Genomic DNA, 20,175 nt, shown 5'->3' on the forward strand with positions numbered 1-20,175 from the left:
GACAGCCTGGGGCTGTGTTGTAATAAAACCTCTGCTAAGCAGAAACGGTAATAGCCTTTTTTGTTCGGCTTGTTCCTCGCACAGAAAATAACCAGGCTCTTGGCATCAGCCGATTGTACATACTGTCCTGCGGCTTTTGACGTAAAGGGAAGGCCGTCGCTAGAGCAATTGCCCGATCTACATCCGAGCGAGGTTGAGCACGCACTATTTTTGCGTGATCGCCCCCTCTCCGATCAAGGCTGTTTTCGATCGCCTCACGAGAGAGGGCTTCCGCTTTACGGCGTTGATGTCTGCGGTATTTGGCATTACCGCCATACATTGCTTTGCGTTTCGATGGCTTGTAAATAATCGTTGCCATAACTTACCTCCGATTGATTTCTGGATAAGCTGGTGACACAACCTATTCAGAAATCAACGGGTGAACGCAAGGGTGCACTTTGTCAGTGCTACCAAATTCTAAATTGTTAAAGAGCATCCGCCTGTGCGGGGTATATCGGGCATTCTATTTCGCGAATCATTCCGATTTTCATGCGCCTCGGACGGCTACTTCATGGGCTTTCCTTGCCTGCTTCGCGGGGTGCTTGCCGTGTTGATGAGATAAATTTACAACATTAAATTGTATTTAGCAAATTTTAATTTAAATAAGTCGTGTATTATTGTGAATATATAATTGTAAACTATTGTAAAAATACAAAAAAAACCCTGCACAGGCAGGGTTCATAGTCATGATGAGAAAAGGAGGGGAACGATCAGATTATATTTTTTCCGCGAGCAGTAGCAAGCTCTTCAAGAAGCTGATCGTAATATTGCTGTTTTTCATAAAGTGATTTAATCAATTGTTTTTTCTCGATCTCAGGGAGACTATCAAAAAGTCTAATGAGTATTTTATGTTGTTCATTTGTTCCCTCAAGCTGATCGATCTGTTCATATGATGTTGACACACCACCCTGACTATCCATAAAAAACCAATATTTCGGTAAACCGCTTACCTCTGAAAGCTTTGCAAGATTTCCACCTCGTGGCGAACTGATACCTTTCACCCACTGTTGTACGGCCTGAGGTGTGACCCCAAGCAGTCTAGCTAGATCGGATTGACTCCAGTCTCTTTTTTTTAACAGCTGAGTGATTCGGCATGCCGAATTTATAACAGTTTCATTTTTCATGATGAACATTCTACAAGGTTTTCTTGTTTTTATCATTTTAATAGTATCTTGCATAAATCATTATTTTCTTGTAATCTGCGATTTTTTAATTAAAGAGGCATTTATGAACCATCAAATCAAAAAACGTATTGCTGGCATTGCCAGCCAAACTGAAATCGCTAGTTGTTTGGGGTACGAACCACAGACTATTAGTTTGTGGTTAAAGAATGGAGTGCCTCCCAAAAAAATCATCTGCTTGTGCAAAGTATTGGCTTGGCAAGTGACACCCCACGAATTAAATCCCAACGTTTACCCAAACCCAACCGATGGACTACCTCTGGATAAACATCAAGTAGAGTGAACTTTCTCATAACGTGAACATAAACATAACTACAGGGGCAGTACTGAAATTATGGACAAACGTGCATTAATTAACCGGATATGTGAGCGTATTGACGGTGGAAGGAGTGTTGCAGCGGCTTATCTTGGAGTATCGGAAGTCAAGTTTAACAATCGACTGTATGAAAGCAAAGGCTGTCGATTCTTTAGCATCGATGAATTACAAGCACTACAAACGTTGAGCCAATCAACTCTAGTAGCAGAATATTTCGCCGAACGGTCAGAAGCCCTCGTCGTCCCTATCCCTTCAGCCGATGACGTCGATACGGTGGAACTACACCACATGGGGCTACACACCACAATTAAGCGCAGTGCGGTGGATAAGCTGATATTGGATGCGATTAACAATGACGGTGCGGTTGATGAAAAAGAAAAGCAGAAAATCATTGAAGCTCACCGTAAACATATGGCAATGCGAGACTCCGAAGTCAGAGCCACACTCCTGGTTTACGGCAAGTAAAACCCCGCTACTAAACGGCTTGAAGCAGGCTGCCTGAAAACGATTAAAAACGTCGCATAGGAAATAGAAAATGAGCATGAATTTAATGGCACAAGCCATGGGTATCAAAGTGGGTAATCCGATAAGAAAATTGATTTTACTGAAGTTAGCCGATAATGCTAACGACCAAGGAGAATGTTGGCCTTCGGTGCCCTACATCGCTCATCAGTGTGAAACGACAGATCGCTCTGTACAAAAACATATCCAACGATTGGTGATTGACGGCTTACTGTGGATTGAATTTCGTAAAACTGACCATGGGTTGAATAAATCCAATGTTTACCATTTGACACTAAATAAAGCCACTCAAGTTGGGGGTGAATGTCCTGCCCCAGGTGGTGTAGCATTTTCATCAGGTGATGAATCTATAACACTAAGTAGTAAATCTGGAACACCAGGGGGTGGTGAATCTGGGACACCCAGAATCAGTCACTCTTTTGAACCAGTCATAGAACCTGTCATAGAACCTAACACCCCAACCACGAGTGAAATTTGTGCAATCGAGGCGGAAAGGTTTTCCATCAAGCCAGAAGAGCCCATCCCCAACCCTGGCTGTTTTCCTGCTCAGCGTAATTCCCCTTCCGCAGACACTCAGACTGCCACGGTGCACAACCTAGCGAGCCGTTACGCCTTCGAGGGGAAAATAATCCGCCTGACCCCGCAGGATTTCGACAGCTGGCAAACACTATTCCCGCATTTGGACTTGGTCTACGAGCTGACGCGATTAGATTTAGAATTCCGCCACGACACGCCCAAAAGCTGGTTCTGCACCGCCAGTCAGAAACTGAATTACCAGAACAAACGGGCAGCGGATGGCACCACATTCAAACGGGTTTCTGGCGAACACTTCGCTAAAAAAGACTACGGTACCACGGTATTTCCGGCGTGGATGGAAGGGTAATGTGATGAATGTCATTGAAAAAATAGAAAATTCGCGTCAGCAGCAAGACCTCACTTTTCTTGAAGACCGGTTGAAAAGTGCCCGTGCCCCGCTGAAGGAAATAGCAGGGGTTCGGATTGATGTAGCAGAGGTCCTCTGCCCACAACACGGGGCTTTTGAACAACGCTGTCGAACCCTGCATGGCCTCGTCAAAGTACAACAGAAAACGGACTGTCCGGCGTGTTTACACGAAAAAATCACCGTATTGAAAAAGAATATCGCCTCAGACCAGCAGCGAAATCAGGCCCAATTGATTAAAAATTTGCTGAGCCAGACGGGTATCCCTGCTCGTTTTGCCACTGCCAGTTTTGACTCTTATCAGCCGGTTAATGCGGAATCCTTGCGTTGCCAGAAGGTATGCCAGGCCTATGCACAAAAATGGTCTGAGCGCTTAGCCCAAGGCGGTGGATTGGTGATGTGCGGCAAGCCCGGTACCGGAAAAAATCATCTGGCGGTTGCGATTGCTAAACACATCATTACGACACACCACGCCTCGGTCGTCCTGACGTCAGCGCTACGTATTACTCGAGATGTCAAAAGCACCTGGGCGAAAGACGCCACCAAAACCGAATCCGAGGTGATTAAACACTACACCGGTGTTGACATGTTGATTATCGATGAAATCGGTGTGCAGTTTGGCAGTGAGGCGGAAAAGCTGATTTTATTTGAAATCATCAACACCCGCTATGAAAACATGAAACCGACGCTGCTGCTGAGCAATTTGCCGAAAGAAGACTTAACAACTTACCTCGGAGAGCGGGTGTTAGACAGAATGAACGAAGGTGGCGGCTGTACCTTGGCGTTTACCTGGGAGAGCTATCGGGCAAGAGCGGTGTAATAAAAACTAACCGGTGGCATGGGTGATAACGGCATGGGAGGGGGCATGAAGCACGTAAAAGATTTACTCGCAGCTTGGGGTAATTGGAGTAGTTCACGAATTGGTACGGAGTTCAAAGCATGCTGGCCTTTATGTCAACAGGAAGGTGATAGCCGTCCGTGGTTGAGCGACGAGGAGGGGAAGATTGTTGACCAGGCAGTAGGAGTCTAAAATCTTTTGATTTGCTCGCTTACGAAATTATTGTTGTTCATTATCGAGGCAAAGTGTCATGCAGGGCGATAGGGCGGAGGGTAAAGAAAGATCATAAGTATATTTCAGCCTACCTCGCACGTGCAGAAGCTTATGTTGCGGGGCGTATACATGATTTACTGGTGGCTGCATAAGCATATCCGTACTTCTGCGATTATTGAGATTTTTTGATCTCTTCAGTCATTTTTTTTATCACGCGCCCTAACGTTTCAAGTTCTGGGGCGTGTTCTGGTCGCTGTAAATGCTTAACCCACAGAAACGTATCTTCATCAGTAAGCTGCACATCTAAACCGGCTGCTACTTTATGGGAGATGCCTATACCTGAATTCACCATTGCATCATGAAGGATCTGGACTATTTCTGAATTCATCGAGCGACAATTTTGTTTGGCTAGTTCTGCTATAGCATCACGCATACCATGCGGTAAGCGCAAATTAAATTTGTCTTGTAATTGGCTAGGAAATTTACTCATAACACACCTGTAAAAATTCAACTTGAGATAGCATAGGATTAACTTGACAGTATACGCAAATTAGTTTCAACGGTGGTGGAATTACCCCCCCCAACAGGGGCAGAACATGACAACCAACTTCGTTTTTGAAAATATTCAATAAATTATTTTTTAGCTACTTCTTACCTAATTTAATTGAAGCGAGTTCTTCTTCAAGCTTCTTAAGTCTTTTATTAAATTCTTCTTGCTTTTCAATTTTGAGTTGTTTTTTTTTATAAAGATTTTTAATTGATTCAGGATTCCTATTTTTTAGGATATTTCTTTCTATTACTAATTCAATTGCTGCAATTACTTCAGCGTTAACTGATCGCTTATTTAATGCCGCTAATTCATGAACTTGATCTTTCAAATTTTGCGGAAGACGAATGTTAATTTGTGGTTCGGAACGAGCCATAGGTATCTCCACTTAATTAATATATTGACATGATATCACCGTGCTGTTATGTTTTAAAGCGTATCACGGTGATACCAATATGAGGTCAATATGATAGGAACAAGAGCTACACCACAATTTAACATTAGGATGCCAAAGGAATTTATGGAGGCAATCAAAAATATTGCAGCAAAACATGGACGTTCTATGAACTCTGAAATTACCCAAATCCTAAAAGATCACATATCAAAAAACAGCAAAACCCCAGTGGCGACAACCGCTGAGGTTTTTAATCCGTCCGAGACTGCTTAAGGAACCGAACATGACAACTATAGCAAATACTCAAAGTAACGTCACCATTATAGTCCCCTTTCATGGTGCTCAACTTTTCGTTGTTGATTACAACGGTGAACCATACACTCCAATGAAGCCTTATATCATAATAATTTCAATGAGTCAGGCTTATCTCGAACTCAGATATAAGTTTTAAGCAAATGAAGAAGGATTTTTTGGGTGTCTCTGTAAGAAGAATTAAATGGGCGTTATCAAGCAGACAAGTCTTTGCCTGGTTACAGCAGATACCGGAAGAAACACTCACCGACATTCAACGGGCGGCGTGTTTTTATTACCTGCAAAGTTCATGTTTTGCATGAGTTTCGCACGAATCTAACCTGGTGTAGCCAATAGTGCTCTGATGTGTGTAGTAATAGCGTTTTTAATGACAGCCCAATTTTGTTGGTAAAGAGTTATTTTTTCGGACAGACGGCGTTTATGTTGTTCAAACCAGGCAGCAATGGCTAGAAAAATATGATTTCTTTGCGCCCGGCCCGTGCGGGCCTGACAGCGTTCTATACCCAAGTGAAATCAAGATGCAGGATTTAGCGCCTGGAAATTATCGTTTAAGCGAGATACCAGAGAACTTGCCATTTGTGGTAGCTTCACCTCAAAGAAGTTTAAGATATCGTTCTTAAAACTCTGTTTAGATGGGTAATATCTATTGTTTCGTGTTTGCTCATTCATCACCTTCCACAATCGCTCTATCGGGTTTAGATTCGGGCTATACGGCGGAAGGTAATGAAGCTGGATATTCAACGTAAGCGCGGCGTCTTGCACAAGCTGTGAACGGTGATAGCCTGCACCCTCGAGGATCACATGTGCCGTTGTCGTGATGGGATAATGCGCGCGAATGGCAGACAGGAAGTGAACCACATTTTCGCTGTTAATCGTCTCATCATCACGGATTATGGGGTTAGCCACATTCTGGATGTTCAAGGCTCCCATGATATTCAACCGCGTTCTGCTCCCGGTGGTCTCTATCGTTTTATCCTGGCCTTTTCGTATCCAGCCGTAGCTTATTTTGGTGGCTTGTGTCGGATGAACGGCATCAATAAACAGTATGGGGTCATTACCCGCGGCGTCTTTCAATTCGCTGTAGGTCTTTATAAATTGCTGCTGTTTCTCAACGGCAAATTTATGCGGAACACCTTTCGGCTTTTTATAGCTAAAGCCATGCTGCTTCAACCCTTTATACAGACCTGATACGGTAAAGGTGATGTTCCAGCGTCCAGCGATATAGGCCACAATTTGGTGATTGTGGTGGTAGAGCTGCTGGGTGAGATGTTCAACCAGCGACGTGGTCTGTTCCGCATTGAGATAGCCATCGGAGCCGCCATTTTCAGGCTTGAGCTTGTTGAGTTTATGATAGTCTGTAAGGTGGCGCCGCACCGTGGTTTCATTAATGAGCTGTGAGTGAGCAATCATAGGGGGAGTCCAGCCGTCTGCGGACAACAAAACACACCGGATCCTGTCACAGACACGGCGGTCATGGCTTTGACGATGTTGGGCTTCGAGGGTAATTTTCTGGTCAGCAGTCAGCTCTATTTTCATGGCTATGAGCATGATCCTTATCGACTTCAAAATCAAGCATCTTCATTGATCACGGGTATAGCTATGTCCCAAGAAAAAGCACCTTCACAGTTGGAAAAGGGATCCTCAGAATCTCCATATATGGTTGATCATGCCGCTGCAGCAGAATTCTATATAAAAAACGGACATCGTTCTCATAAATGTTTCCACGAACAACATGGTGTTGGATGTAATGGTCAAGCAAAAGATGTTAAAAAATCTGAAAGCTCTAGTCCACAAATTGAAAATCGCCAAAATAGTGGAAGAAATGTTTACCCTTGGCCCAAAGGGAACACGTCAGGAATAAAACCAGCTTCACATGCTGTGCCTCCTGGTCAATACGCCTAATTTATTTTCCATTTTAAAATAAATTAAAAAGCAGAATATTACATGATTGCTTATTGGCAATCATGTGAGTTCTGAGTAACAACGTGCTACCACTGTATTTTTTACTAGCAGGTAGATAGTTTGTTGGTAGGAAGCTCTTCTGCAAGAGAAGTCACAACGCTGGATTCACTAGACTTCTTCGGAAACTAGCATTCATGTAGGAATTTTGTTAAAAATCTCCTGAACAAGGAGCCCCTATGAAATATGAGGGACTCAAGGTACTGGAAGAGGAAAAATTTCGGCGCTTAACCGGAATTAAACGCAGTACATTTGAAAAGATGATAAAGATATTGAATGAAGCAGATAAGTGTAAGCAAGGAAAAGGAGGTCGGAAACCTAAGCTGTGTTTGGAAGAGCGCTTATTAATGGCCCTTGAGTATCTACGGGAATATCGCACTTATTTTCCTGTCAGCCAAAGCGATGGGGTGAGTGAGAGCACATGCTATGAAACGATTAAATGGATAGAGAATACGCTAATAAAGCATCCTGATTTTGCCCTACCTGGACACAAAGCTTTATTAAAAAGTGATAGGGAGTATGAGCTCGTTCTTATTGATGCCACAGAAACGCCGATTGAACGTCCAAAAAAAACAAAAGCAGTTTTACTCAGGAAAAAAGAAACGACCCACCTTAAAAACCCAAGTGATCGTCGATAAAAAAAGCAAAGCAGTCATCTGTACAACCATTTACTAATGGGAGGCGCCATGATTTTAGGTTGTTCAAGGAGTCTGGTGTGCGAATACATCCTGAAATCAAAACAGTGACAGATACAGGTTACCAAGGGCTTGGCAAGATTCATTCAAACTCGGCGTTGCCTAAGAAAAAGACAAAGAAAAATCTTTTAACACAAGAAGATAAACGCAACAATCGTAAGTTATCAAGCCTGCGTGTATTAAACGAAAATGTCATTGGTATGATTAAACGATTTAAAATTGTATCAGATCGTTATCAAAACAGGCGAAAACGGTTTGGATTACGATTTAATCTGATTGCAGCAATTTATAACATGGAAATTAGATAAATGAGAGTTTCCGAAGAGGTCTACTGAAGAATAAGCAAGTTGAAAAACAAAGTAACAGGTTACGTAGATTATGTACTACTAGGTAAAGGATTATCGACTGTTGTAGACAGAACTTTTAGCGTAATACGTTGCTTTGAAGGTGAGCCAGGCAGCAACGCCTATGGTTAGTTTATCGGGCTAAAGGTTTGTACAGTTAAATCAGATAGGTCGTATGTATCATTATGCATAGTAAAGGTCCTGAAAAATTTTTGCATATCATTAATAGAACTAAACAAAAATTCTCCAAAATTAGGATCAAAAAATTGAAAAGTGTTGGACTTTATATCAATATACATTCCAACAGCATGAAGTCTCTTTTCATTATAAGGACGGATTGTAAGGTAATATCTACCATCGCTAATGGGTAGCTCTAATGTTGCTATTGCGTTCTTACCCAATTTTGATTCTAGATCGTTAATATGGCTAAAACAGTATTTTTTTTCGTCTATTTCATACATTCCATCTATTATATTGTGTTTTATATGTATTTTTTTATCACCTGGATTGCTATTTCTATTATATCGCTTTAATAAGTTAACTATTTTTTCATTATGATCAGAACAATATTGAACTGCTGATCCAATTATATCTTATTTTGTAAGGTAAGCTTCTAGTACCAAATCATGTATTTCTGACTTGTGTAGACTATAATATTGAACTAATGATTCAGTTATTTTTTCATCATTTATAATATTATGTTTATTTACTAATTTATTTATGAAACTATCATCTTGGGCTATGATTTTAACAAACTCAACAAATTCTTTATGATTTTTATTAAAAATACTGACTAGCTCTCTAATACTTTCTTTATTTTTTATAAAAACATTTTCTTTTGCTAATTTAATTATATCGCTATCATTCTCACCGAAATATTTAATCAATTCAATTAATTTTCTATTGTCTTCAGAAAAATATCTAAGTTCATATTCATCCTGTGTTTCATTTTTAGTGAATGTAATTAATGTTTTTATATTTAGTTGTGCTATTTTTTTAGCTCCATCTTCTGTTTTTATAAAATTGAAAAAATTATTTTGCAGCAACGGATCACGCATACCTAACCAAGTCTCCACAAGTGGAGAACACACCCCGCGCGTTGCTAGCTCTAGATTTTTTAAAGAACGACTAGTAAAATCAGCCTGACAAAATGCCATTTTGTAGAATCCATTATAACGTTCCGCCAGTTTTTTAAGAGAAGCAATAGTTTCTTTATCAAGATAATGGCTATTTTCCTGATATTCTGTAATGGATATATCTTGTTGCGGATTTTCTTTCACTTTTTGTATTAAATTTTTTGTAAGTTCCTCCACACTTTGAGAAACTTCAACAATTCTTTGCAAAGTACTTTTAGAGGTATGATGTTGATTACTTAATACCTTATTTGTTTCTTTTCTGGCTAATGAAAAATTATTGTCTGTTATTGGCATGTTATTTACGATATATACTGTAAATTATCTATGGTTAATTAATTACTGCCTACTATAATAGAGGAGAGAACAAATGATCCTGATAAGAATATGATGAATAACAATGGCAAAGCCACAATATAATATTAAATTAGTCACGATTAAATTTAATACCATAAATTTTATAGTTAATAATAAGTAGGTTTTACTAAATTAATGTGTGTCACGAACATGAACGTAAGTTATGGTGCTGTACTAGAGATAGGACTAGGCCTTCTTGAGTCGACTTACAGGAACAGGCTTCACACTACCCAGTGCAGTTGCCCTTCTTTGGCAAAATACTACAGTTGTAGTTAAGTCGAAAATCTACAGTTTTTTCGGCATCACCGGTGACACTGCCAGAATGATGGTCAGTGCCAATCAGACCATCGCATCATCGCATCATCGCATCATCGCATCATCGCATCATCGGGATATTAAATCCTATTGGAAAAAACCGCCGGTTGGTATTATTGATGTGAAGGTAAGTCTGTCGATATTGCCTACGCCAGAGGATACAGTCTTGGAGGTTAATTTGAAATCGTTGTGAGAATACTCAGACGAGTACGAATTTTATATTTTGAACTAAGTGGTAAAAATCTCGGCAAAAATAGTAAGTGAAAAGGGAAACTTTTATGGAGTGAGTCTGGCTGGGAAATCAAAAACGAAGAGGGGAAGTCTGTGGAAGTGCAATGATAGGGAATTATATTACGTGCCATAAACGTGCCACGGCGATTTGAGGGAGACTGATGGTTATTGATGTTTTTTGATGGTTTGTTATATTGCGAATGCAGTTATTTTGTTTTAAATCAATATATTATAATTTTACCAACGGCCTTCTAAGCCGTAGGTCACAGGTTCGAATCCTGTAGGGCGCACCAAGTAAATCAATAGGTTAGCACCCTTTTTTTTAAGTTAAAAATCATCCTGTGTCGTATTTGTGTCGTAAACTCGCAAAAGCGGATCCAGTTGCTTCGCGTGTTCCGTTAAATGACTGGGTGCTAAATGAGCATATCTGCGCACCATTTCAACCGATTCCCAGCCGCCCATTTCTTGCAACGCATTCAATGGTACGCCAGACTGAATCAGCCAACTCGCCCAGGTGTGCCGCAAATCGTGAAAGCGGAAATCCGTGATCCCCGCTCGCTTCAATCCAGTATACCAGGCTGCATTGTCGTCAACGCGCATTTTCCTGATTGCAGGCGTCAAGGTGCCATCAGATCGCGTTTTCGCAACCGTATGGACAAACACCCAGCGCGCGTGTTTGCCTCGCTGACCCCGTAACACATTGCACGCCGTCTCATTTAAAGCAACCCCAATCGCCTTCCCTGCTTTGGCATTTTCTGGGTTGACCCAGGCCACTTTTCTTCGCATATCAATCTGTGACCATTCCAAATCCAGTATATTTGAGCGCCTTAACCCCGTAGCCAGCGCAAAAATAACTACCGGTTTAATACTGTCTGGCATACAGTCGATGAGCCGGGTGGCCTCATCGGTCGTGAGCCATCGTATCCGCTTGTTGACCGGTTTCTTAGCTTTTATAACCGGTGCTGATTTGATCCAGTTCCATTCATTAGCGATTATCCTAAAGAGTCCACGAATGAATGACAGGTATTGACTTTTTGTCGCAAGAGAAACCGGTTTAGGCTCGTATTCGGGGACAGAGAAATTTTTCCTGATTGCTGCGTCCCGTTTCGATTCCCATAGTTGCCGGTGTTTTCGGTTAGTCAATGTTGAGAGGGCTAAAAATACTTGCTCCACGGTGATACTTGACACATCTCGCCCCGAAAAATGCAGCAAGAAAAATTCGATTTTTGTTTTATCATCGTCCAGGCTACGTTTGTGGCTCTTCTCATCCAGCCAGCGTAGACAACATTCATCAAAGGTTCTCACTGGCAGATCATCCAGATGATCAACACGCCATGCCTCTGATTTCAAACGGTCATACAACTCCTTTGCTTGCTTCTTGTCCTTTGTACCAAGCGATCGCCTAATTCTTTTGCCTGTCGAGGTAAAGAAATGGCAGTGCCATATTCCCCCTCTGAGTATGAGTGGCATCGTTTGCCTCCTTTAAAAGTGTCATCACCTCCACGTGCTTGTGGATTGCGCAGATAGTCAATACAGGCTGATTTCAGGATCATATACTTCCCACCCTTTCCGTCTGAACGCCGCCCGAAGAGCGCACCCGATTTGATAATTTTGCTCACTGTCCTGGGGGACAGGCCCAATAATTCAGCCGCACCCTTTAGCGTTAATCGTGTATCTTCATCCATTGTCTGTTTATTAATCCTTTATCCATGTTAAAAACGTCATCAATTCATCTGCACCGAAGTGAAAAAATAGTTTGGGCCTCATGAATCAGCGGAAATAAGCTAGATTTAACTGACCTCCACGTTATTTAAGGAATAAAAAAATCCTGGCAAACTTTCTCTGCCAGGATAGGGTTATTGGTTATAAAAACTTTATCTAAGTAAGGTTGCAGGAAATAGTGTGACTAAATCCGGTTGATATGCACATTCTTTAAACTTATTCGATGAACGAACGTGAACTCATTAATTTATCCTGTTCTATATAGAAGGTTTTCTATCAGTAAAGTGATGCAATAAGCACATGTTTTTAATTTTTCAATGTGGCAATCATCGTGTCTTGAGCTATTTCACCATAATGGTCGACAAGGTATTGAGCAAAATGATCCGCTGTTATACTGTATCCACAATGAGCGCTGACAGACGCGGCAAAGGTTTCAAGTGCTTGGTGGAGTGTCGCGCCAATATAAATCATCTCTGACGGTTCTTTCATCACGTCTTGTAACATAACGCTTCCTTTTTTTAGAGATAACATGTAAACATTCCACTTATATGACAAGGAGCAGCCCTACGTTAAACGCATTATTTTTCGAAGAAACAATAAAATGGTTTTATGGCAATCGATGTGTAGGCTTTTTTTTCTTCTTGAACCAAAGCCTTAATCGATTAAACCAATTTTTATTTTCATTTCGCTTAGCTTCCAAGACCTTATCTTTTAACGCTCGTTTTCTCGCTCTGCTCTGTCTGTTGCTCATAAGAAAATCTCCTACTCAATACACTGTATCCCAGGACGTATAAACGCGTGGGGAACAGTGCGGTCAAAGCCGGTTTGATGACAAAAATGTTTAAAGTCTCGCAATGAATGCACTTTCGCTTTTTGGTATAGAATACGAATTCTATTTTCTATTGTGCGATGAGAACGTGCCAATTTTTTACCTATTTCCTTGGCACTCATCGTGCGTAATAAATAAAAGACTATCCTCAGTTCAGATTGTGTGAAGAGATTCGAGGGCGGTTCCAATAATAGCGTGGCAGTCAGCTTGTCCACGTAGTGTGGCAGTGAAATAATAGCCAGTTTTCTGCCATAAAAAACGGTGCCGATGCATTTCTTTCTTTTATTATGCAACGGAAAAGTTTCGTATAAATAAGGTTGCAGTTTCTGTTCACGATCAAAAAAATGCGTTTTAATGAGGGTAATTTTTTGCCCGCTTTTTATAACCTCTCTTTCCAATTTTTGAGTTATTAAAGAAAATTCTGCAATACACGTAGGAAGTTCATCATCACGCCGCCCTATCACATCAAATCCTTGTGGCAAATTGAAAAAGTCAAAAAAAGCACGATTGGTATAAATAAACCGTGAGTCACAGTTTTTTATTCCCCAAACATCTTGACTATTTTCCATCATTTGATGTCAGAGACAATGAACGTAACGACAAGTTAATCTTATTCATAAATTATTCTATGAGTTTTTTTTTGTTTTTTTTCGTGCACATGAGTCGCGAATAAAATAGATAACCGATATTAAAATAAGCGGGGCTAATAGGATGAGAAAAGGCACCGTCATCCAGCATACAACGTTTTCAATCACGGGATTGTTCATCACGGTTTCTCCTTTGAAGTAACATCGGCTTTTGCGTTAAAAATGCGCCTTTTTTCCAATGCAGATTGGAACGTATTAATTACTTAAGCCAGATAATGCTAAAGGGAATAAACAGGATGCCGTAGGTGCCTTAAAGGCACCTATGCTCCTTTTTTATTTTGTAGTACGGGTTTGCTGTTGCTATTTAACAGAACCAGAGTCCGTTCATTTTACACATTGCTGCAAAGCAAACAGCACAAGACGCACATGGAAGATAGTGAGTAGACCATGAAGTGAACGAGGCTCAAATTTGATTTTTGCCGCCTCCAGGGTCTGTTTCACAACTTTGTATGAGATTGATCGCAATTCTGAAATTTCTTTTTGTGACACGCCCAAAGAGAACAGCATCGCCGTTTCAAATTGCACCGGTGTTAATTCAGGAAACACTTCCCGTAATTCAGGAAATTGGGTAATATCGATGTTAGCCATTGTAGCCTCCCATGAGGTTATGGTGGTTAGCTGACAGGGGTGGTTCGAGCCACCTCTGTTAGCGCTAGGGTTAAGTGATATAAAACGGTGATTGCGTCACCGTCGCTATTTGCAACTTGTTGTAGCTATTTATTTTTTCATGGTGAGTGACTCCGTGGGTTTATGATTTATGACGCAATATTGAGTTCTTTGGTGTGTGTAAATTGCCCGTCCCAATGGGTTTTCATTGGCAACTTATTTTTGCGGTAGAGGTCAAATAATCGGATTGCGCCCTTGCGCAATAAAACCGGTTGGTACTTGATAAAGTCATCACCGTTATGAATGCTGATTTTATGTTGATGTTCCGTTAAATATCGGTCACGCGCATAAGAGGTTGCACGCCACCGGGTATGGGATTTACTTTCGTTATAAAGCCAATTCCTTTCTGCCAAACAGTGATTAATCTGTTGTGTGTTAATACCGTTGAGCATTTTGCAAAACTGAGTGGTCGTTATTCCTTCCTTAAACAGGTTCTTCAACTCCTGTAATTCCGCTTCCTGTTCTTTGTTCACTAAAACTAACCTGGTTTTTTCACGAAACTATTCTGCCCATGCTATAGCCGCAACAGGGGGGTCTTCGAAATTAGGTAATATGCAGACAGGCCGCGTTGCTTTCTCTTCCAGCTCTCGCCAGCGAGTGGCGACTCTATGGCGAAATTGAATACTGTAACCCATGACCAGTGTCATGGTTAAATCCTGGTCAAGCAAATACTCTTGATAGGTGCGACCACTGGTGTCTTTATAATCAGCCGAAAACTCGGCCGATTGAATGTTGATCGATTCGAACATTTTGCGACAATCATCGAGAACATGTTTATGCTGTTTACCCGTTAGTCGAGCAATTTCACGGCTAGACATTTTTACCTGTTGATAGATAGTGATGGCATTTGACATGGAGAAATTCCTTATCCTGAATTTATGTGGTGATTAACTCATAAGTGAAGTGTGATTTGCGGGCACTTCCCACCCGATAACCGAAAAGATACCCATCTTGGGATGACTCCAGCGTGCTGTATGTTTATTAATCGATTGACTGTCAATTGGTTCCTGAACGCTTTAAGCTCTTCACCTTCTACCTTGTGATAATGCTGTTCGGTGGTGATAACCCGCTGCTTGTGGTAGGTGATCACCGGTAAATAAAATTAGGTAATCCCCCGGCTTTGCCGGGGGACTCCGTAAGGTTTGACCGTGTGGTGCGGTCACCCGAATCTTCTATCTCGACCAAGAGATAGGAAATTCAAATGAAAGATTACCAGAGTCTTAGCCATACGAAATGGGATTGTAAGTATCACATTGTTTTTATCCCGAAAGGCCGTAAAAAAACAATATTTGGTGAAATTAGAAAGCATCTCGGTGAGATGTTTCACGAGTTAGCAAGTCAGAAGGAATGCAAAATTATTGAAGGACATTTGATGATTGATCATATCCATATTTGCATAAGTATTCCGCCGAAATATTCAGTGTCATATGTAATGGGTTATCTAAAAGGAAAAAGTGCAATCTCAATCGTACGACGGTTTATGGGTAAAGTCCGGAATTATAGTGGTGAGAATTTTTGGGCTAGAGGTTACTTTGTATCTACAGTGGGTTTGAACGAAGAGCTGATACGAGCTTACATTCGATACCAAGAAAAACAAGACAATCATTATGAACAATTGAAGCTTAGGATGTAATGACCGCCTTCAGGCGGTTCAAGGTTTGTTGGCCTCTTCTAGGGGCTAATAATTAAAGCCCCCGGCTTTGCCGGGGGATATTTACTTTTCGGGGCTTAATGGGGATTGTTGATGAATATTAATGATATTTGGCATGCAGAAATTCTCACAAATGAATTGCGATTCATAAAACCCCTGTACGTTACAGGGGTGGAAGATTAATTACGTCTTGGTGTTGTGCCAGTGGAGAGCTGGGCGTTTAGGCTTCTATTAACAAAATTGGCGAATACCATTCCATCTTTGAAACGGTCATAAAGACGACAGGCTAAGGGTGAATTTAGTTTTACTAATGCTGGATATATTTCATGCCACCACGAATCAGAAATGACGGTGAAATGTTTCATAAATGCTTGAATATGATAGCAATCGATTTCTAGCTGGGCGAGTTTGCCAAATGTTACCGACTGTAGACTCACATTATCCATTTCATTATCCAGAATATCTAGCACCCACTTTCTGAACTCTTTGGCTACTGGAGTACGAGCAAACATAGCTACCAGATGCGCACCCCGCAGGGAAAAAAGGCGGGTGTCAATTTCACGCAAGCTATTGTTTATTCCGTTCTCGGTCAATTTGACCGAGGTTGTCATACAGGAAGAAAATTCATCAGAATGGCGAGCGTAAATACGATTTACTGCGCTTTCATCCACATATTCCAGTGCTTGAATGAGTTGAACAGATGTAAACCAAACTTTGTTATCGCGGGTAATGAGTTCGAACTGATAGCTACGGAAAGTGAGTTGAATAGTCATTTTTTGTGTCCTGTGCAATATTTTGATTAAACCCTTTTTGAGAGGGTGGTCGGGTGCTCAAAACCGTACACAGTCGGCGGGCGTATTCCCTCCTCGGCAGAGGTGTTGTATTAGCCGCACGCCCGACCATATCAAAATAATATTTTGGACATAAAAAATCCGCGAGATGTCGGATGCGGTTACCGCTGTGTAAGGTGATTTGAGCACCTATACCCAAGTGAAATCAAGATGCAGGATTTAGCGCCTGGAAATTATCGTTTAAGCGAGATACCAGAGAACTTGCCATTTGTGGTAGCTTCACTTCAAAGAAGTTTAAGATATCGTTCTTAAAACTCTGTTTAGATGGGTAATATCTATTGTTTCGTGTTTGCTCATTCATCACCTTCCACAATCGCTCTATCGGGTTTAGATTCGGGCTATACGGCGGAAGGTAATGAAGCTGGATATTCAACGTAAGCGCGGCGTCTTGCACAAGCTGTGAACGGTGATAGCCTGCACCCTCGAGGATCACATGTGCCGTTGTCGTGATGGGATAATGCGCGCGAATGGCAGACAGGAAGTGAACCACATTTTCGCTGTTAATCGTCTCATCATCACGGATTATGGGGTTAGCCACATTCTGGATGTTCAAGGCTCCCATGATATTCAACCGCGTTCTGCTCCCGGTGGTCTCTATCGTTTTATCCTGGCCTTTTCGTATCCAGCCGTAGCTTATTTTGGTGGTTTGTGTCGGATGAACGGCATCAATAAACAGTATGGGGTCATTACCCGCGGCGTCTTTCAATTCGCTGTAGGTCTTTATAAATTGCTGCTGTTTCTCAACGGCAAATTTATGCGGAACACCTTTCGGCTTTTTATAGCTAAAGCCATGCTGCTTCAACCCTTTATACAGACCTGATACGGTAAAGGTGATGTTCCAGCGTCCAGCGATATAGGCCACAATTTGGTGATTGTGGTGGTAGAGCTGCTGGGTGAGATGTTCAACCAGCGACGTGGTCTGTTCCGCATTGAGATAGCCATCGGAGCCGCCATTTTCAGGCTTGAGCTTGTTGAGTTTATGATAGTCTGTAAGGTGGCGCCGCACCGTGGTTTCATTAATGAGCTGTGAGTGAGCAATCATAGGGGGAGTCCAGCCGTCTGCGGACAACAAAACACACCGGATCCTGTCACAGACACGGCGGTCATGGCTTTGACGATGTTGGGCTTCGAGGGTAATTTTCTGGTCAGCAGTCAGCTCTATTTTCATGGCTATGAGCATGATCCTTATCGACTTCAAAATCAAGCATCTTCATTGATCACGGGTATATACTATGAATATATATATAAAAAGCGCTGTTAAATGGACGATCGCCACAATGATATTGACTGGCATTAGCCATGCGTCTCCCGATAGGTCTACAGAATCGTCGAATTCGGTAAAAAACAATTTTTCGCCGCCGTTGATGAGAAAAACGTGCACACCAGGAAATACTTGTCAGAAAAGAGAAAATAGCTGGGAGGAGCAATTACAGAAGATGAAAAAATTAAAGGATAGGCGAGAATTAGAATTATACTGGGCCTCAATGGAGCCAGGTAACGGCTGTAGGTAAATTTAAGACAAAAAGTGGGATTTTGGACATGCATTGATTGTTGCAGGCCGTCCTTTCTATGGGCCATGGAATCCGTAGCGCGATTGCCCTGCCACTTCGCTGCGTTATCGTAATGGACAACGCTTCTTTCCGTAAGTATGGCATAGGCGGTATAAATTGATTTAAAATAAAGGGTCATAGAACAAGGTATCGATATCACATTGTCGCTTTCTACGAAGGGCTTTAGCTTGAGCCCATTTGTGCTCAATGGAGTTCATATCAGGAGAATAAGTGGGAAGATATTCCAGAATAAAGCCGGCTTTCTGTCTAGCAGACTGAATGTCTTGGCGCTTATGGAAACTGACATTATCCATTACAAGTACGGCCCCTGGAGGAGATTTTGGCAATAAATCTTGGGTGACCCAGGCATAAAAAATATCGCTGTTGATATGGCAGTCGAAGGTACAAACCGTGGTTAATTTTCCGTTAAGCTGGGCGCCAATGACGTTAGTACGCGCTTTGGCATGCCAATCGTGTTGGCCGTAACAGCGCTTACCTTTCACTCAATAACCATAAAGACGCGGCATATCATGGGAAAAACCGCTTTCATCCACGTAAATTATCGGGGTACCACAGGCTTCATAAGCCTGTATCTTAGTCTGAAAATCTTTTCGCGCTTGGACGTCGATTTTGGGATGATAAAATGTTTTTTTTATAGCTAAACCCAGCCCGTTTTAACGCATCGCCTATCCCTCGAGCACTGACCCCCATACGTTGAGCGCGTTCGTATTGAGACGCCTCAGGATAGGTTTCCACATCAAGGAGCAACGCGGCGCGATTTATTTTGGTCGCCGGTTTATCACGAGTTAGGCAAGGGTCGATACGTTTAGCCCAGCCCAGCGCATTAGGCTCGCTGTCCCCACACAAAAACGGGTGGCTGTTTCGGCATAGGTGAGCTTTTCTTGCTCTTTAATAGTCAACACATGTTGGCGGAATTTTAAGGGATAAGTCATCTATAGAAAGTGAAACTTTAATGGAGAGTTCATTACAACAGTATAAATCAATTTATACTGCCGATGCTATATCAGGACATTCAGGAAACGATTATCCAGGCCGGTCATTGACTGGAATACTTACCTCCTTACTCACCTGACCTCAATCCTCACTTTTACCCACAATTTCTGTTATTAAGAATAATGAACAATCTCACATTTTCTTGCAGGATCTCATATAGCGTAACGTATTAATTTTGATTACAATGTATAGCTAAATTATTTAACAGGGAGTTAGCGATGAGCCACTCTGTCGATTTTCGCCGTAAAGTTCTGGGTATTCGAGAGCAAGAAAACTTGAGTATCAGAGAGACCGCTAAACGCTTCCACATTGGTTCAGCTTCCGTTACCCGCTGGCTCAGTCGTATCGAGGTTAAACCTTCTTCCCCCCGTCGGCGTAAGCTTGATAAAGTGGCGTTAGCTGAAGATGTTGCACTTTATCCCGATGCTTACCAACGGGAACGGGCGGCGCGCTTTCAGGTGTGCCAGAAAGCCATTTGGCAGGCACTGAAAAACCTGGGTGTCACCTATAAAAAAAACCCTGCGTCATCCCAAGGCAGACGAAGAGACACGGCGCGCCTTCCAGGACACGATAGCCTGCTATAAAAAGCAGGGAAAACCGGTCGTTTATCTGGATGAAAGCGGTTTCGCACACGATAGGCCACGAACCCACGGTTATGCTGCACGAGGTCAACGCTGTTGGGGTACCCAGGATTGGCAGGCTAAGGGCCGGACAAATGTCATTGGCGCGTTACTGGGAACCGTCCTGATGGCGGTCGGATTATTTTTTTGTTCCATTAACAGTGATGTTTTTTACGCCTGGGTTACCCAGCGCCTTATTGTGTCATCGTGATGGATAACGCCAGTTTCCACAAACGTCTCGACATTCAGCAGGCTATCAGTAAAGCCGGGCATCGGATTGAATATCTCA

General features: G+C 42.0%; 30 protein-coding genes, 1 tRNA gene and 4 pseudogenes. 15 read left to right on the forward strand and 20 right to left on the reverse strand.

Annotation, left to right across the window (positions count from 1 at the left end):
- Positions 1–34 precede the first annotated feature (34 nt).
- Positions 35–358, reverse strand: coding sequence for a transcriptional antitermination N peptide (locus CCS41_RS06270; protein WP_119797368.1), 324 nt, complete (start codon positions 356–358; stop codon positions 35–37).
- A 391-nt stretch (positions 359–749) separates the two neighbouring features.
- Positions 750–1,163, reverse strand: a complete 414-nt coding sequence (locus CCS41_RS06275; RefSeq protein ID WP_162860007.1) for a helix-turn-helix domain-containing protein — start codon at positions 1,161–1,163, stop codon at positions 750–752.
- A gap of 103 nt (positions 1,164–1,266) precedes the next feature.
- Here CCS41_RS06275 and CCS41_RS06280 point away from each other — a divergent pair, with 103 nt between their 5' ends.
- The 5 genes from CCS41_RS06280 to CCS41_RS06300 all read left to right on the forward strand — a co-directional run bounded on the left by CCS41_RS06280 (position 1,267) and on the right by CCS41_RS06300 (position 4,028).
- Positions 1,267–1,503 carry a transcriptional regulator gene (locus CCS41_RS06280; protein WP_119797370.1) on the forward strand — a complete coding sequence of 79 codons (237 nt, stop codon included), beginning with the start codon at positions 1,267–1,269 and terminating at the stop codon, positions 1,501–1,503.
- Positions 1,504–1,554: 51 nt separating this feature from the next.
- Positions 1,555–2,001 carry a YmfL family putative regulatory protein gene (locus CCS41_RS06285; RefSeq protein ID WP_119797371.1) on the forward strand — a complete coding sequence of 149 codons (447 nt, stop codon included), beginning with the start codon at positions 1,555–1,557 and terminating at the stop codon, positions 1,999–2,001.
- Between the two features lie 70 nt (positions 2,002–2,071).
- Positions 2,072–2,941, forward strand: coding sequence for a helix-turn-helix domain-containing protein (locus CCS41_RS06290; protein WP_119797372.1), 870 nt, complete (start codon positions 2,072–2,074; stop codon positions 2,939–2,941).
- A gap of 4 nt (positions 2,942–2,945) precedes the next feature.
- On the forward strand, positions 2,946–3,818 hold the full coding sequence (locus CCS41_RS06295) for an ATP-binding protein (protein WP_119797734.1): 873 nt from the start codon (positions 2,946–2,948) through the stop codon (positions 3,816–3,818).
- 45 nt (positions 3,819–3,863) lie between these two features.
- On the forward strand, positions 3,864–4,028 hold the full coding sequence (locus tag CCS41_RS06300; protein ID WP_162860008.1) for a hypothetical protein: 165 nt from the start codon (positions 3,864–3,866) through the stop codon (positions 4,026–4,028).
- A gap of 193 nt (positions 4,029–4,221) precedes the next feature.
- Here the strand turns inward: CCS41_RS06300 and CCS41_RS06305 are convergent, their stop codons facing one another.
- Both CCS41_RS06305 and CCS41_RS06310 read right to left on the reverse strand, forming a co-directional pair.
- Positions 4,222–4,539, reverse strand: a complete 318-nt coding sequence (locus CCS41_RS06305) for an Arc family DNA-binding protein (protein WP_119797374.1) — start codon at positions 4,537–4,539, stop codon at positions 4,222–4,224.
- Positions 4,540–4,693: 154 nt separating this feature from the next.
- The gene (locus tag CCS41_RS06310; protein ID WP_119797375.1) at positions 4,694–4,972 is read right to left on the reverse strand and encodes an Arc family DNA-binding protein; all 279 of its coding nucleotides are present in this window, start codon (positions 4,970–4,972) and stop codon (positions 4,694–4,696) included.
- A 90-nt stretch (positions 4,973–5,062) separates the two neighbouring features.
- Here CCS41_RS06310 and CCS41_RS06315 point away from each other — a divergent pair, with 90 nt between their 5' ends.
- Positions 5,063–5,263, forward strand: coding sequence for an Arc family DNA-binding protein (locus tag CCS41_RS06315; protein ID WP_119797376.1), 201 nt, complete (start codon positions 5,063–5,065; stop codon positions 5,261–5,263).
- A 212-nt stretch (positions 5,264–5,475) separates the two neighbouring features.
- Positions 5,476–5,598: pseudogene (locus CCS41_RS06320) on the forward strand (DNA adenine methylase); the annotation flags it as partial.
- Positions 5,599–5,617: 19 nt separating this feature from the next.
- Here the strand turns inward: CCS41_RS06320 and CCS41_RS06325 are convergent.
- Positions 5,618–5,806 (reverse strand): annotated as a pseudogene (locus tag CCS41_RS06325) (IS701 family transposase); the annotation flags it as partial.
- A 9-nt stretch (positions 5,807–5,815) separates the two neighbouring features.
- Positions 5,816–6,838 (reverse strand): IS630 family transposase, encoded by a 1,023-nt coding sequence (locus CCS41_RS06330; protein WP_119797377.1) that lies wholly within the window; start codon positions 6,836–6,838, stop codon positions 5,816–5,818.
- A gap of 63 nt (positions 6,839–6,901) precedes the next feature.
- On the opposite strand from CCS41_RS06330, the gene CCS41_RS06335 reads away from it, so the two are divergent.
- Entirely contained in the window at positions 6,902–7,204 is a 303-nt protein-coding gene (locus tag CCS41_RS06335) for a hypothetical protein (protein ID WP_162860010.1), read from the forward strand.
- A 236-nt stretch (positions 7,205–7,440) separates the two neighbouring features.
- Positions 7,441–8,264 (forward strand): annotated as a pseudogene (locus tag CCS41_RS06340) (IS5 family transposase).
- A gap of 164 nt (positions 8,265–8,428) precedes the next feature.
- On the opposite strand, the gene CCS41_RS17640 reads toward CCS41_RS06340, so the two are convergent.
- The gene (locus CCS41_RS17640) at positions 8,429–8,761 is read right to left on the reverse strand and encodes a YopT-type cysteine protease domain-containing protein (RefSeq protein WP_119797084.1); all 333 of its coding nucleotides are present in this window, start codon (positions 8,759–8,761) and stop codon (positions 8,429–8,431) included.
- A gap of 132 nt (positions 8,762–8,893) precedes the next feature.
- Positions 8,894–9,730, reverse strand: a complete 837-nt coding sequence (locus CCS41_RS06350) for a hypothetical protein (protein WP_119797083.1) — start codon at positions 9,728–9,730, stop codon at positions 8,894–8,896.
- 382 nt (positions 9,731–10,112) lie between these two features.
- Here CCS41_RS06350 and CCS41_RS06355 point away from each other — a divergent pair, with 382 nt between their 5' ends.
- Complete coding sequence (locus CCS41_RS06355; protein ID WP_119797379.1) at positions 10,113–10,298, forward strand: hypothetical protein; 186 nt, start codon at positions 10,113–10,115, stop codon at positions 10,296–10,298.
- A gap of 234 nt (positions 10,299–10,532) precedes the next feature.
- Positions 10,533–10,629: transfer RNA gene (locus tag CCS41_RS15610), tRNA-Ser, on the forward strand.
- Between the two features lie 34 nt (positions 10,630–10,663).
- Here CCS41_RS15610 and CCS41_RS06360 read toward each other — a convergent pair.
- The 8 genes from CCS41_RS06360 to CCS41_RS16550 all read right to left on the reverse strand — a co-directional run bounded on the left by CCS41_RS06360 (position 10,664) and on the right by CCS41_RS16550 (position 15,054).
- A complete protein-coding gene (locus tag CCS41_RS06360; protein WP_240313899.1) occupies positions 10,664–11,797 on the reverse strand; it encodes a tyrosine-type recombinase/integrase in 1,134 nt (377 codons plus the stop codon).
- Positions 11,683–12,021, reverse strand: a complete 339-nt coding sequence (locus CCS41_RS16540; protein ID WP_119797381.1) for a helix-turn-helix domain-containing protein — start codon at positions 12,019–12,021, stop codon at positions 11,683–11,685. Before CCS41_RS16540 ends, CCS41_RS06360 begins: the two co-directional genes overlap by 115 nt.
- Before the next feature lie 343 nt (positions 12,022–12,364).
- Entirely contained in the window at positions 12,365–12,562 is a 198-nt protein-coding gene (locus CCS41_RS06370) for a hypothetical protein (protein ID WP_119797382.1), read from the reverse strand.
- A 103-nt stretch (positions 12,563–12,665) separates the two neighbouring features.
- Positions 12,666–12,809: a hypothetical protein gene (locus CCS41_RS15615; protein WP_162860011.1), complete on the reverse strand. Its 144-nt coding sequence runs from the start codon at positions 12,807–12,809 to the stop codon at positions 12,666–12,668.
- A gap of 11 nt (positions 12,810–12,820) precedes the next feature.
- Positions 12,821–13,459 (reverse strand): helix-turn-helix transcriptional regulator, encoded by a 639-nt coding sequence (locus CCS41_RS06375; RefSeq protein WP_240313814.1) that lies wholly within the window; start codon positions 13,457–13,459, stop codon positions 12,821–12,823.
- A gap of 399 nt (positions 13,460–13,858) precedes the next feature.
- Complete coding sequence (locus CCS41_RS06380) at positions 13,859–14,122, reverse strand: helix-turn-helix transcriptional regulator (RefSeq protein WP_119797145.1); 264 nt, start codon at positions 14,120–14,122, stop codon at positions 13,859–13,861.
- A gap of 167 nt (positions 14,123–14,289) precedes the next feature.
- Entirely contained in the window at positions 14,290–14,673 is a 384-nt protein-coding gene (locus tag CCS41_RS16545; RefSeq protein ID WP_240313813.1) for a phage antirepressor KilAC domain-containing protein, read from the reverse strand.
- A 27-nt stretch (positions 14,674–14,700) separates the two neighbouring features.
- Complete coding sequence (locus CCS41_RS16550; protein ID WP_240313864.1) at positions 14,701–15,054, reverse strand: Rha family transcriptional regulator; 354 nt, start codon at positions 15,052–15,054, stop codon at positions 14,701–14,703.
- A gap of 347 nt (positions 15,055–15,401) precedes the next feature.
- On the opposite strand from CCS41_RS16550, the gene tnpA reads away from it, so the two are divergent.
- The gene (tnpA, locus tag CCS41_RS06390; protein WP_119797021.1) at positions 15,402–15,833 is read left to right on the forward strand and encodes an IS200/IS605 family transposase; all 432 of its coding nucleotides are present in this window, start codon (positions 15,402–15,404) and stop codon (positions 15,831–15,833) included.
- 197 nt (positions 15,834–16,030) lie between these two features.
- On the opposite strand, the gene CCS41_RS06395 is transcribed toward tnpA, so the two are convergent.
- The 4 genes from CCS41_RS06395 to CCS41_RS06415 form a co-directional block, all read right to left on the reverse strand.
- On the reverse strand, positions 16,031–16,624 hold the full coding sequence (locus CCS41_RS06395; protein ID WP_119797383.1) for a BRO-N domain-containing protein: 594 nt from the start codon (positions 16,622–16,624) through the stop codon (positions 16,031–16,033).
- Between the two features lie 223 nt (positions 16,625–16,847).
- Positions 16,848–17,870 carry an IS630 family transposase gene (locus CCS41_RS06400; protein WP_119797384.1) on the reverse strand — a complete coding sequence of 341 codons (1,023 nt, stop codon included), beginning with the start codon at positions 17,868–17,870 and terminating at the stop codon, positions 16,848–16,850.
- A 504-nt stretch (positions 17,871–18,374) separates the two neighbouring features.
- Positions 18,375–18,755: a transposase gene (locus tag CCS41_RS06410; protein WP_240313865.1), complete on the reverse strand. Its 381-nt coding sequence runs from the start codon at positions 18,753–18,755 to the stop codon at positions 18,375–18,377.
- 91 nt (positions 18,756–18,846) lie between these two features.
- Entirely contained in the window at positions 18,847–19,119 is a 273-nt protein-coding gene (locus tag CCS41_RS06415; protein ID WP_240313866.1) for an IS630 transposase-related protein, read from the reverse strand.
- A 365-nt stretch (positions 19,120–19,484) separates the two neighbouring features.
- Here CCS41_RS06415 and CCS41_RS06420 point away from each other — a divergent pair, with 365 nt between their 5' ends.
- The 3 genes and pseudogenes from CCS41_RS06420 to CCS41_RS17645 all read left to right on the forward strand — a co-directional run.
- Entirely contained in the window at positions 19,485–19,850 is a 366-nt protein-coding gene (locus tag CCS41_RS06420) for an IS630 transposase-related protein (protein WP_072550348.1), read from the forward strand.
- Positions 19,765–20,097, forward strand: a complete 333-nt coding sequence (locus CCS41_RS16060) for a transposase (protein ID WP_119797386.1) — start codon at positions 19,765–19,767, stop codon at positions 20,095–20,097. The genes CCS41_RS06420 and CCS41_RS16060 overlap by 86 nt, the downstream gene beginning before the upstream one ends.
- Positions 20,097–20,147 (forward strand): annotated as a pseudogene (locus tag CCS41_RS17645) (hypothetical protein); the annotation flags it as partial. The gene CCS41_RS16060 and the pseudogene CCS41_RS17645, both read left to right, overlap by 1 nt.
- Positions 20,148–20,175: the final 28 nt, after the last annotated feature.

It is taken from the genome of Candidatus Fukatsuia symbiotica (genome assembly GCF_003122425.1).
Classification (GTDB): domain Bacteria; phylum Pseudomonadota; class Gammaproteobacteria; order Enterobacterales; family Enterobacteriaceae; genus Fukatsuia; species Fukatsuia symbiotica.